The organism is Luteimonas sp. Soil_N_1, assembly GCF_057656255.1.
Window position 1 is genome coordinate 983,664 of sequence record NZ_JBDGKS010000001.1, and the last position, 12,256, is coordinate 995,919.

The window sequence follows — 12,256 nt, forward strand, 5'->3', positions numbered from 1 at the left end:
TCATGATCAGGCGGCCGCGTTCTCTTCCGCCCACGCATCGCGCGTGAGGTTCTCGGGTGCGTCGTCGGTGCAGACCACATCGTCCTCGATGCGGATGCCGCCGTAGGGACGGAAGGCTTCGATGCGATCCCAGTCGATGCTGTCGCCGTGGCCGGCCGCCTTCAGGTCCTCGAGCAGCATGTCGACGATGTAGACACCCGGTTCGATGGTCACGACCATGCCCGGCTCCAGCACGCGGGTCAGGCGCAGGAACGGATGGCCATCGGGCTTGGCGATGACGCCGCCGGTCTCCGACGCCGCGAAGCCGGCCACGTCGTGCACCTGCAGGCCGATGCCGTGACCCAGGCCGTGCGGGAAGAACGCGGCGCTGACGCCGGTGGCCAGCGCGGCTTCCGGCGACACCTTGATCAGGCCGAAGTCGCGCAGCACGCCGGCGAGGGCGAGATGCGCATCGAGATGCATCTGCTTGTAGTCGGTGCCCCCGCGCACCTGCGCGACCATCGCCTGCTGCGCGGTGTCGACCGCTTCGATCATCGCCTGGAACTCGCTGCCGGTATCGGTGGCGTAGGTCCGGGTGATGTCGGCGGCGTAGCCGGCGTGACTCGCGCCGGCATCGATGAGGAAGCTGCGCACCGGATCTGGCGGCAGGCGTCCAAGCTCGGTGTAGTGCAGCACTGCCGCATGCTCGTTGAGCGCGACGATGTTGCCGTAGGGCAGTTCGTTCGCGTCCTGACCGGCCGCCTGGCAATACGCCAGATGGATGCCGAACTCGCTGGCGCCTGCGCGGAACGCACGCTCGGCCGCTGCATGTGCACGCACGCCACGGCGCGAGGCTTCGCGCAGCATCGACAGTTCGTACGGGGTCTTGAACGCACGGTGGTAGTCGAGATGGTCGATGACCGCCTGCGGATTGTTCGGCTTGTAGGCGCCGTAATGCCCCAGCGCACTCTGCGGCTCACCGAGGATCGCGCAACGCGCGGCGTTCTTGGGCAGATGCTGCTGCGCATCTTCGGGCTTGCGGATCACGACGATGTCGAAGTGCTCGACCCAATAGCCCGACGGCGCTTCCGGCACGACATGCCAGTAGTCGCGCGGCTGCAGATACACCAGCTTCGGTCGTGCGCCCGGCGTGATCACCAGCCAGCTGCCCGGATTGCGCGTCAGCGGCAGCCAGGCCTTGAACTGCGGATTGACCGCGTACGGATAGTCGCGGTCGTCGAACATCTGGTAGTGCAGCGTGCCGCTCGGGATCACCAGATGATCGAGTCCGGCGCGATCCAGCGCGGTGGCGGCGCGCGCCTGCAGCGTCGCGAGGTGGTCGGCGTAGAGGCTGGCGGCGGACGGAGCAGGCGTGGACATCTTGATCCCGGGGCGGCGAATGGATCGGCCTATTCTGCCGTATCGACAGCGGCGCGTTTTCCTGCCGGGCGGCGGACTTTGCCTGATCTGCGGCGTCGCGCGTCCTGTCGTGTCTTCGCCATCGCCCCGCGTTGGCTGTTGCGCGCCTTTCCCGGATGGACATGCACGCCGCGCGACTCGCATACGGCGGACGCCGCACGGCGCCCGCTGTGTCTGTTCACCGGAATGCCTGGGTCTGGAGGATCGAGCGCGGGCGTAGCGACCGTGACGCCGGACACGTCAGGCGTAATGGCTCCCCGGCGCATTGACCCATCCCTGCAACCGGTGCGCCAGCACCGGCGTCGTTGCGATGAAACGGAAGCCCGCCCAGCGGACGCCGGCGAGTGTCGCTTCATCGAGCCACAGCAGATGGGCGCCGACTTCGATGCGTGTGTCGGGGGCATCGGGCAGGGTGAAGGTGAACTGGTAGAGCGCATCGTCCAGCAGGGCTTCCTGGGCGATCAGCAGCATGCCGGTCGCCGACAGATTGCCCACACGACCGATCACGCGATCCGTCATCGCGTCGGTCACCAGGATGACGTCGGGCGCCTTGCGTCGTTTGGCGCGGCGGAATTCCTGCTTCATGCGCTTTCCTCCGGAGCACCCTGCTCGCCACGGGCGGCGAAGCTGCGCAGTACGCCCAGCGCCGTCTGCCAGGCGCGGTCGACGAGACGGCTGCGGTCGTTGGTCACCACGCGGGCGTTGCCCGAGGCCATGCGTCGCGCCACGGCATCCAGCGACTGCTCGCCGCAGCGCTGGCCCCGCTGGTTGACGAACAGCACGTGATCGCTGAGCGGGCTGAACCAGGACATCCGCCTGCGGACGATGTCGCCCTGCTGGCCTGTGGTGAATTCGATCCACGTGCCGAACGGCAGTGTCCGCAGGTAGTCGTACTGGGCCTGCTCCTCGGGCGACCGCGGGGGCAGCGTTTCGCGACGCGGCGCACCGGCTTCGTCGCCGAGCCGCGCACGCGCCTTGAGCCGCATCGCCAGTTCGGTCCTCGACGCGGCGTCGTCCGCGTCGTCGTGGCGGCAGGTCAGACGCTGGGCGATCACGGTGGCTTCTTCCCCGTGGTAACCGACCTGACCGAGTGCGCCTGCCACCTCTGTCTGCAGTGCGGCGTCGCCGGGGGGCGCCTCGCCCAGTGACAGGTCGACGATCTGACGGGTCGTGGCCAGTTGCCGCTGCGCCTCGTCCGAGGACTCGCCATGGCGCAGCAGGGTCAGCGTGACCACATCGGCCCAGGCCTGGTCGAGCAGGGCGCGCGCGAACTTCGGGACCCGGCGCTCGCCGATGATCGTCGACATCAGGTCTTCCGCACGGGCGCGCGCGGCGACGAGTTTCTCGCGGCCGCGCGCGGCTTCGACGTGGCGGCGCTCCTGCAGCTCGGCGGTGCGCGCCTGTGCCTGCAGCTGCGCATGCACGCGCGAATTGCCTTCGTCGAACACCGACAGGTCGGTTTCGTAGTTGTCGACCACATACGCGACGGCTGCGCGCAGCGCGGCTTCGGCGCGGGGATCGAGGGCGCCATCGTCGTGCCACGTGGCCGCGCTTTCGGCGACGGTATTGAGCAGTTGCCGGGCGGGATGCAGCTTGCGGGTGAAGAACGAATGGTCCTGCAGGGCGGCGCGAAGCACCGGGATCTGCAGCTCACGCACCAGCGGTGCGGCCGGGGCTTCCTGGCGGATCTCCTGTTCGATGTGGCCGTACAGCATGCCCAGCAGTTCGAACGCGTCTTCGTCCTGGGGTGCCAGGCTCGCGCCCTCGCCATTGCGCTGACGGGCCTGGGCCAGCAGTGCGCGTTTGAGTTCCGGCAGGCTGCGACCGGCGCGTCCGTCGTGCCCGACATGCTGCAGCTGGCGCAGGGCATCGGACACCTCGCTGGTGGCGAGCTGACGGCGCGGCAGGGCGGGCTGGGCGCGCGGCTGGAACTTGCGCAGCAGGTCCCGTCGGCCGGACATCAGCTGCTGCAGACGGGCGTATTCCGATTCGTGCGTCTGCGGATCGGCGAGCGGGTCCTGCCGGTCCACGGGGTCGCCCCAACCGGTGTAGGGCTGCTGGCCCGCAGCGGCCTGTGGCAGTGGCGGCGGCGCGGCCGTGCGATCGGGCAGCACTTCGACCGGTTCGGCCCGTGTGCGGATCGGCACGAATGTCAGTGCCGGCAGGATGCCGTCGTCGGCGAGCTGGGCATCCAGGCGTTCGAGCACCGTGGCATACCCCGAAAGCACCACGCGGTCGAAGACCCGGTACAGCAGCAGTCGCGCGTCGTGCTCGATCTCCAGCGCACGCGCCGCAACGGCGATCGCCCGGCACAGGCACTGGGGACCGAGCGGCAGCCGCTCGGCATCGAACGCCGGTGCGGCGGCGAGGACGCCGAAGCGTTGTCCCAGCAGGTGCAATGCGAGATTCGCGCGGCCTTCCTGGCGGCTGGCGATCTCGCGCAGCACCGTGCCCTCGTCCATCACGCTGTCGTCGACCAGGCTCAGGGTCCAGAACGTGGACGCGTTGCCGGGCGCGGCGGGGCCCGGGGTAGCGACAGGCGTCCGCACCGTCGCGAGCGAGCCCTCCAGTGCCAGCAGGAAGCGCGGCACCAGATCGGCACGGATGGCGCGGAATGTCCGCAATGAAGCCATGTAGCCGGCCTGGAGGCCCGGATCGCGGGCCAGATCCGCAAGCCGGAACAGCTCCCGTTCGAACTCCGACACCAGCGTGCCCAGGCCGGTGTCGAGTTCGGTGGACACCAGCGTCAGCGCACGGTCCAGCGTGCGTCGCACGCGGGGAGGCAGACCTGCCGCGGCGAGCGATCGGGGTGACGGGATGGACGGTTCGGTCACAGGCATTCCGGTTGCCAGGCTGGACATTGATCACGCTTCTTTAACACGCCGTCACGACCGCGACCAGCGTCGCCACCGACCGACCGTGGACTGCACGGGCAGACGTGTTGCGCGGGCGCTTCGTTCGCCCGGGATGCCGCGATGCGGCGCAGCCTTGCGGAGGCTTCAGTCCTCGAGGAACAGGGCGACGACGTCGTTGGTGAAACGCCGGCCGAGTTCGGTCGGCACCACCCGGTCGGCGTCGCGCTGCAACCAGCCCCTGTCGATGGCGATGGCCAGCGGGGCATCGATGGTCGAGGGCCGCAGGCCGGTCGTGGCCTCGAAGCCGGAGAGGGTGAAGCCGTCGACCAGTCGCAGCGTATTGAGCATGTATTCGAACGGACGACGCGCCGGCTCGATGCGTTCATCCCCGCCGATGCCGGCCTGCGTGCCGGCGCCTGCCAGCCACGCAATGGGGTGCTTGGATTTCCAGCGGCGCAGGATCGTCTGCTCGCTGCCCAGCGTGAGCTTGCCGTGCGCGCCGGCGCCGATGCCGAGGTAGTCGCCGAAGCGCCAGTAATTGAGGTTGTGCGCGCACTGCCTCTCGTCGCGCGCGTACGCGGACACTTCGTACTGCGCGTAGCCGGCGGCGGCCAGCAGCGCCTGGCAGCGCTCCTGCATGTCCCAGGCGAGGTCATCGTCGGGGATGCCGGTCGGCGGTCGCGCGGCGAACACGGTGTTGGGTTCCAGCGTGAGCTGGTAATGCGAGATATGCGTCGGCGCGAGATCGATCGCGCGCAGCACATCCGCCTCGGCCATCGCCAGCGTCTGGTCGGGCAGGGCGTACATCAGGTCGAGATTGAAATTGTCGAAGCCGGCGTTGCGGGCCAGATCGACGGCTGCAGCCGCCTGCGCGCTGTCGTGGATGCGACCGAGCTTCTTCAGCGTGGCGTCGTCGAAGGTCTGGATGCCGAAGCTGATCCGGTTCACGCCAGCGCGCCGGTAATCCTCGAAACGGCCGTGCTCGGCGGTGCCGGGATTCGTCTCCAGCGTGATCTCCGCCTCGGGCGCGAAACGCAGCCGCGAGGACGCGCCCTGCAAAATGCGTTCGATCGCATCGGCCGGAAACAGGCTCGGCGTGCCGCCGCCGAAGAACACGCTGTGCACCGTGCGGCCCCAGACCAGCGGCAGATCCTGGTCGAGATCGGCGAGCAGCGCATCGACGTAGGCGTCGAACGGGGGCGTGCCGCCCTTGAACTCGTGCGAGTTGAAATCGCAGTACGGGCATTTGCGCACGCACCAGGGCAGGTGCACGTACAGCGAGAGCGGCGGCGGGATCAGCATCGACAGAAGGTCAGGGCGGCGAGCGACATGCGCAAGTGCGCGCGGCGCTCGATCAGGCGAGCAGGCCGGACGACGCCAGCCGGTCGCGCAGCGCCTGCAGCGCCAGCGCGCGGTGGCTGATGCGGTTCTTCTGCTCGGGCGGCATCTCGGCCGCGGTCAGACCGTGCGTCGGATCGAGGAACACCGGGTTGTAGCCGAAGCCGTTGTGACCGCGCGGCGCGTCGAGGATGCGGCCTTCCCAGCTGCCTTCGGCGATCAGCGGCTGCGGATCGTCGGCGTGGCGCAGCAGCACGATCACCGCATAGAAGCGCGCAGTGCGTTGCGCCTCCGGCAGGCCATCGAGTGCCTGCAGCAGCTTGGCGTTGTTGGCGGCATCGTCAGTCGGGCTGCCGGCGTAGCGCGCGCTGTAGAGACCAGGCGCGCCATCGAGCGCATCGACGATCAGGCCCGAGTCGTCAGCCAGCGCCGGCAGGCCGGTGACGTGCGAGGCATGCCGCGCCTTGATCAACGCGTTCTCGACGAAGGTGGTGCCTGTCTCGGGCACATCGTCCACGCCGAGTTCGCGCTGCGGCACGATCGTCAGCGGCAGGTCGGCCAGCATCGCGCGCAGTTCGCTGAGCTTGCCGGCGTTGCCGCTGGCCAGGACGAGGGTCTTCATGCGGCAGGCTCCAGCAGATCCCATTTCGTGCCGTACAGATCGACGAACACCGCGACGGTGCCGTAGGGCTCGACGCGTGGCGCTTCGAGGAAGGTCACGCCGGCCGCGGTCATCGACGCGTGGTCGCGTTCGAAGTCATCGGTATAGAGAAAGTGGTCGACCCGGCCGCCGGTCTGGTCGCCGATGCGCGCGCGCTGCGCGTCATCGGCAGGCTGCGCCAGCAGCAGCGACGCGTCGTCTGCCTCGCCGGGACCGATCTGCACCCAGCGCTTGCCGTCGCCGAGTGGTCGATCCTCGAAGACCCGGAAGCCCAGCGCATGCGTGTACCACGCGATGGCCGCGTCGTAGTCGGCCACCAGCAGCGTGGTCAATGCGATGCGCCGCTTCGCGCGTCTGGATGTCATCCGGCGAGGGCTTCGCGCTGCAGGGCGACGAGCTGGGCGACGCCGGCTTCGGCCAGCTGCATCATCGCGTCCATCTCGGTGCGGCGGAACGCGTGGCCTTCGGCGGTGCCCTGGACTTCGATGAAGCCGCCGCCGTCGTTCATCACGACATTCATGTCGGTGTCGCAGTCGCTGTCTTCGGCGTAATCGAGATCGAGCACCGGCACGCCGCGATAGATGCCGACCGAGACGGCCGCAATCGCGCCGTGCACCGGGTCGCGGGTGATCTCACGACGGCCGCGCAGCACGCCGATCGCATCGACCAGCGCGATGTAGGCGCCGGTAATCGCAGCGGTGCGGGTGCCGCCGTCGGCCTGCAGCACGTCGCAGTCGAGCGTGATGGTGCGTTCGCCGAGTGCCTTGCGGTCCACGCAGGCGCGCAGGCTGCGGCCGATCAGACGCTGGATTTCCAGCGTGCGGCCGCCCTGCTTGCCGCGCGAAGCTTCACGATCGTTGCGGGTATTGGTGGCGCGCGGCAGCATGCCGTACTCGGCCGTCACCCAGCCCTCGCCCTTGCCGCGCAGGAAGCCCGGCACGCGGTTCTCCACGCTGGCCGTGCACAGCACGCGGGTGTCGCCGAAGCTCACCAGCACCGAGCCCTCGGCATGGCGCGTGAAGCCGCGCTCGAAGCGCACGGCGCGCAGCTGATCGGCAGCGCGGCCGCTGGGACGGGTGAAGTCGGACATGGAGAGCCTGCAGGGGGAAAGCGGGCATGGATTCTAGCAGTGGCGCCGGAACCGCCCCCGCGGGCGGTGGCATACTCGTCCGCCGTTTTCCGCAGTGAACTTGCCGATGATCCGCAGCATGACCGCCTTCGCTTCAGGCGAGCGCAGCACCGAGTGGGGCACGCTGGGCTGCGAACTGCGCGCGGTGAACCACCGTTTTCTCGAACTCGGCACGCGGATGCCCGAAGAGATGCGTGCGGCCGAACCCGCGCTGCGCGAGCGCATCGCGACGAAGGTCTCGCGCGGCAAGGTCGATCTGGGCCTGCGCCTGCGCAGCGCCGAGGGCGGCGGCGAGCTGCAGCTCAACCAGGCGCTGCTGACCCAGTTGCAGAATCTGGCCCAGGACCTGCGTGGCGGATTTCCGGAACTGCGCGCCAGCCTCACCGAGTTGCTGCAGTTCCCCGGCGTTCTGCAGTCGCGCGGTGTCGATCCGGCGGTGCTGCAGGTCGAAGTGCTGGCGCTGCTCGACACCGTGCTCGCAGACTTCATCGCCGCGCGCGAGCGCGAGGGCGGCAAGCTGGTCGCCGCGATCCTCGAGCGCGTCGACGGCATCGCCGCGATCGCCGCCGAGATCCGTGTGCTGATGCCGCAGATCGGCGAGGCCCAGCGCGCCAAGCTGCAGGCGCGTCTCGACGATCTGCCGCACCCGGTGGAGCCGGGCCGCATGGAGCAGGAGCTGGTGCTGTGGCTGCAGAAGCTCGACGTGGACGAGGAACTCGATCGCCTCGACAGCCACGTCGTCGAGATCCGCCGCGTGCTGGGCCAGCGCGAGCCGCAGGGGCGTCGCCTCGATTTCCTGCTGCAGGAATTCAACCGCGAGGCCAATACGCTGGGCTCCAAATCGGTCGACCGCCGCAGCTCGCAGGCGGCGATCGAACTGAAAGTGCTGATCGACCAGATCCGCGAGCAGGTCCAGAACATCGAGTGATCCCGCGCGGGCCGTCCGCCCTCCGGCGCGGGCCCGCGTAAAGCGGTACGATGCGCGGCCTTTCGAGCGCTGGAGACGGGCGTGACCCCCGAATCCCACCCTGCCGCGGACACGCCGCCGATGCGCGGCACGCTGTTCATCGTCGCCGCGCCGTCGGGCGCCGGAAAATCCAGCATCGTCAACGCCTGTCTGGCGCGCGATCCGGATATCGCCCTGTCGATCTCGTTCACCTCGCGCCTCGCGCGTCCGGGTGAGCGGCATGCCGAGCACTACCACTTCGTCGGCAAGGACGTGTTCCAGCAGATGATCGATGCCGGCGATTTCTTCGAGTACGCGCAGGTGCATGGCGACTGGAAGGGCACCGCGCGCCAGTCGGTGGAACCGCAGCTTGCCGCCGGCAAGGACGTGCTGCTGGAGATCGACTGGCAGGGCGCGCGCCAGGTGCGCGACAAAGTGCCAGAGGCCGTGAGCGTCTTCATCCTGCCGCCGTCGCGCGAAGCGCTGGACCAGCGCATGCGCAAGCGCGGCCAGGACAGCGAAGCGGTGATGGCCCAGCGCCTGGCCGCGGCGCAGGAAGAAATGTCGCATTACGACGAGTTCGACTTCGTCGTGGTCAACGAGGATTTCGACACCGCCGTGGGCGAGATGTGCGCGATCTTCCGCGCCAGCCGCCTGCGTCGCGAGCGCCAGGCCGAGCGTCATGCCGCACTGATCGCGCGCCTGTTGCGCGAACAGGCCGTGGCAGCGGCCTCGAACGCAGGCTAACTGTTTGATTCCTATAGCCGGCGCTTGCGTCGGCATGGGCCCGGCGCTACGATGCGCGACCCTTTTTCGTCAATTCGCGCGGCCGATCCGGTCGCCGGGAGCCCGTATGGCCCGCATTACCGTTGAAGATTGCCTGGAAGTCGTCGACAACCGCTTCGAGCTGGTCATGATGGCCGCCCGTCGCGCGCGTCAGCTCGCCAATGGCGTCGAATCGCAGCTCGACAACAGCGAGAACGATGACAAGCCGACCGTGCTGGCGCTGCGCGAGATCGCTGCGCGCCGCATCGACCAGCCCTACATCGAAGCGGTCGACAAGTCCGAGCGTGAGCGCAAGGAGCGCGAGGCGCTGGAGTGGGCGGCGGCTGAAGTCGTTGCCGATGAGGACATGGCCAAGGGCGACGATCTCTGATCGTTCCCGCCGCGCCTCCGGGCGCGGATTGCACGTCCCCCGACGACCCCGCCCCGGCGGGGTCGTCGCGTTTGCGGCACCGTGACGGAACGGCGATGTGACAGGCCTGTCACATGGTTCCCAAAGTCCGACCTTGGCCGTAGGCTTCGTGGATGACGCCCGCCGCACCTGCCACCGCCTTCGAACTGCCCGCCGCGCCCGCTGACGACGCGCTGCCCGAGTACGTGCGCGAGCTGGAACGGGCGGCGTTGTACCTGCCGGAAGCGCAGCGCGTGCAGCTGCGTCGTGCATGGACGGTCGGCGCGGCCGCGCATGCCGGGCAGATGCGCAAATCGGGTGAGCCCTACATCACCCACCCGGTCGCAGTGGCGGTGGTGCTGGCCGAACAGAAGGTCGACATCGAGACCCTGGTCGCGGCGATCCTGCACGACACGATCGAAGACACGCCGCTGACGCGCGAGGCGCTGGCATCCGCGTTCGGCGAGACCGTCGCCGAGCTGGTCGAAGGCGTCACCAAGCTCGACAAACTCAACTTCGGCAGCCGTCAGGAAGCGGATGCGGAAAGCTTCCGCAAGATGATGCTGGCGATGGCACGCGATCTGCGCGTGATCCTGATCAAGCTCGCCGACCGCCTGCACAACATGCGCACGCTGGGCGCACAGCCGGGCCCGTCGCGCGAGCGCATCGCGCGCGAAACGCTCGACATCTACGCGCCGATCGCCCAGCGCCTGGGCATGAACAAGATCAAGGCCGAGCTGCAGGATCTCGGCTTCCATGCGCTGCATCCGATGCGGCACATGATTCTGGAAAAGCGCATCCGCAACCAGCCGCTGGTGCGACGCGAGGCCCTGGCCAGCATCGAGGCGCAGCTGGCGCAGCGGCTCGCCAGCGCCGGGCTGCAGTACCGCCTGGTCGGGCGGGTCAAGTCGCCGTGGAGCATCTACAACAAGATGCAGGGCGAGGGGAAAACCTTCACCCAGGTCATGGATGTTTTCGGCTACCGGATCATCGTGGGCAACGCGGCGGACTGCTACCACGCGCTGGGCATTGCGCACTCGGTGTTCAAACCACTCGATGGCCGCTTCCGCGACTTCATCGCGATTCCCAAGGCCAACGGCTACCAGTCGCTGCATACCGTGCTGTTCGGCCCCTACGGCGCGCCGATCGAGGTGCAGATCCGCACCGAGGAAATGGACCTGATCGCCGAGCGCGGCATTGCTGCGCACTGGGCGTACAAGCACGGTGGAGACGGTCCCAACAGCGCGCAGTCGCGCGCGCATACGTGGATCGCCGGGCTGCTCGAATCGCAGCGCGCGACCGGTTCGTCTCTGGAGTTCCTCGAGAACGTCAAGGTCGATCTGTTCCCGGACGAGGTGTACCTGTTCACGCCGAAGGGCGACATCATGTCGCTGCCGCGCAATTCGACCGCGCTGGATTTCGCGTACTCGGTGCACACCGACATCGGCAACCAGGCGGTGGCTGCGCGTGTCGACGGCAAGCTGGTGCCGCTGCGCACGATGCTCGCCAGCGGCCAGCGCGTGGAGATCGTCACAGCGAAGTCGTCGATGCCGCGGCCGCAGTGGCTGGAATTCGTCGTCACCGGCAAGGCCCGTACCGCGATCCGCGCCCAGCTCAAGCATCTGCAGCACGAGGACGCGGTGCAGCTGGGTCACCGCATGCTCGACCGCGCGCTGGAACTGCTCGGCACCTCGCTCGACCGTCTGCCGCAGGAACGTCTGGACGCCTATCTCGTCGAAGCGAAGTATCCGCGCCTCGAGGAGCTGATGGCCGACATCGCGCTCGGCAACTGGATGCCGGCGCAGGTCGCGCTGGCGCTCGCGCAGCACGACGGCGGCGTGCCGACCGAGCAGATCGCCCGCGCTGGCGAGACGATCCGCATCCGCGGCGACGAGCGCGGAATCATCACGTTCGCCAACTGCTGCATGCCGATCCCGGGCGACGACATCATGGGCTACCACACCACCGGGCGCGGCATCGTCGTCCACCGGCAGGAGTGTCCGAACGTCGCCGAGTTCCGCAAGTCGCCCGAGCGCTGGGTCGCGATCGACTGGGACCGCGATGTGGTCGGCGACTACAACGTCGCGCTGCGCATCGAGGTCGAGAACCATCCCGGTGTGCTGGCGCAGGTGGCCGCCGCGATCGCCCGCGTGCATTCCAACATCGACGGTGTCGAGTACCTCGAACGCGACAGTACCGTCGCGGCGATCCGGTTCTCGATCGAGGTCAAGGGCCGGAAGCATCTGGCCGAGGTGATTCGCCGGACACGCCGATTGCCGGTCGTACATGGTGTGCAGCGGATGTAATCCGAGGTGCCGCATCGCCTGCGCCCGCTAGAATGGGTGTTTTCCCGCTGCCGGAGTTCCACGATGCCCCGTACGCCCGTTTCCACGCCGGATGCACCCGCCGCGATCGGTCCTTACTCGCAGGCCGTCCGCGCCGGCAACACCGTGTACTTCTCCGGTCAGATCCCGCTCGATCCCGCCACCGGCGAAGTCGTTGCGGGCGACATCACCGACCAGGCGCGTCGCGCATTCGACAACCTCAAGGCGGTGGCCATCGCGGCCGGCGGCAGCCTCGACGACATCGTGCGCGTCGGTCTGTACGTGACCGATCTGGGCGAGTTCGCGCAGGTCAATGCGGTGATGGCGGAATACTTCGCGTCGCCGTATCCCGCGCGCTCCACCATCGAAGTGCCGGCACTGCCCAAGGGCGTGCGCTTCGAGGTGGATGCGGTGATGGTGCTCGCCTGACC

General features: G+C 68.5%; 12 protein-coding genes. 5 read left to right on the forward strand and 7 right to left on the reverse strand.

What is annotated here, in order from left to right; translation table 11 throughout:
* Window positions 1–6: 6 nt before the first annotated feature.
* The 7 genes from pepQ to rph form a co-directional block, all read right to left on the reverse strand.
* Window positions 7–1,359, reverse strand: coding sequence for a Xaa-Pro dipeptidase (gene pepQ, locus AC3A4E_RS04510; RefSeq protein WP_487630358.1), 1,353 nt, complete (start codon window positions 1,357–1,359; stop codon window positions 7–9).
* A gap of 279 nt (window positions 1,360–1,638) precedes the next feature.
* Window positions 1,639–1,983: a PilZ domain-containing protein gene (locus AC3A4E_RS04515; RefSeq protein ID WP_487630359.1), complete on the reverse strand. Its 345-nt coding sequence runs from the start codon at window positions 1,981–1,983 to the stop codon at window positions 1,639–1,641.
* The gene (locus tag AC3A4E_RS04520) at window positions 1,980–4,232 is read right to left on the reverse strand and encodes a DUF1631 family protein (RefSeq protein ID WP_487630360.1); all 2,253 of its coding nucleotides are present in this window, start codon (window positions 4,230–4,232) and stop codon (window positions 1,980–1,982) included. The genes AC3A4E_RS04515 and AC3A4E_RS04520 overlap by 4 nt, the downstream gene beginning before the upstream one ends.
* Before the next feature lie 165 nt (window positions 4,233–4,397).
* Entirely contained in the window at window positions 4,398–5,561 is a 1,164-nt protein-coding gene (gene hemW, locus AC3A4E_RS04525) for a radical SAM family heme chaperone HemW (protein WP_487632015.1), read from the reverse strand.
* Window positions 5,562–5,607: 46 nt separating this feature from the next.
* Window positions 5,608–6,213, reverse strand: a complete 606-nt coding sequence (rdgB, locus tag AC3A4E_RS04530; protein ID WP_487630361.1) for an RdgB/HAM1 family non-canonical purine NTP pyrophosphatase — start codon at window positions 6,211–6,213, stop codon at window positions 5,608–5,610.
* Complete coding sequence (locus AC3A4E_RS04535; protein ID WP_487630362.1) at window positions 6,210–6,617, reverse strand: VOC family protein; 408 nt, start codon at window positions 6,615–6,617, stop codon at window positions 6,210–6,212. The genes rdgB and AC3A4E_RS04535 overlap by 4 nt, the downstream gene beginning before the upstream one ends.
* Entirely contained in the window at window positions 6,614–7,342 is a 729-nt protein-coding gene (rph, locus tag AC3A4E_RS04540; protein WP_487630363.1) for a ribonuclease PH, read from the reverse strand. The genes AC3A4E_RS04535 and rph overlap by 4 nt, the downstream gene beginning before the upstream one ends.
* Before the next feature lie 106 nt (window positions 7,343–7,448).
* Here rph and AC3A4E_RS04545 point away from each other — a divergent pair, with 106 nt between their 5' ends.
* The 5 genes from AC3A4E_RS04545 to AC3A4E_RS04565 all read left to right on the forward strand — a co-directional run bounded on the left by AC3A4E_RS04545 (window position 7,449) and on the right by AC3A4E_RS04565 (window position 12,254).
* On the forward strand, window positions 7,449–8,309 hold the full coding sequence (locus AC3A4E_RS04545) for a YicC/YloC family endoribonuclease (RefSeq protein ID WP_487630364.1): 861 nt from the start codon (window positions 7,449–7,451) through the stop codon (window positions 8,307–8,309).
* 120 nt (window positions 8,310–8,429) lie between these two features.
* On the forward strand, window positions 8,430–9,074 hold the full coding sequence (gene gmk / locus AC3A4E_RS04550; RefSeq protein ID WP_487632016.1) for a guanylate kinase: 645 nt from the start codon (window positions 8,430–8,432) through the stop codon (window positions 9,072–9,074).
* Window positions 9,075–9,180: 106 nt separating this feature from the next.
* Window positions 9,181–9,483 carry a DNA-directed RNA polymerase subunit omega gene (gene rpoZ, locus AC3A4E_RS04555; protein WP_487630365.1) on the forward strand — a complete coding sequence of 101 codons (303 nt, stop codon included), beginning with the start codon at window positions 9,181–9,183 and terminating at the stop codon, window positions 9,481–9,483.
* 152 nt (window positions 9,484–9,635) lie between these two features.
* Entirely contained in the window at window positions 9,636–11,807 is a 2,172-nt protein-coding gene (locus AC3A4E_RS04560) for a RelA/SpoT family protein (RefSeq protein ID WP_487630366.1), read from the forward strand.
* A 63-nt stretch (window positions 11,808–11,870) separates the two neighbouring features.
* The gene (locus tag AC3A4E_RS04565; protein ID WP_487630367.1) at window positions 11,871–12,254 is read left to right on the forward strand and encodes a RidA family protein; all 384 of its coding nucleotides are present in this window, start codon (window positions 11,871–11,873) and stop codon (window positions 12,252–12,254) included.
* The last annotated feature ends 2 nt before the right edge of the window (window positions 12,255–12,256 follow it).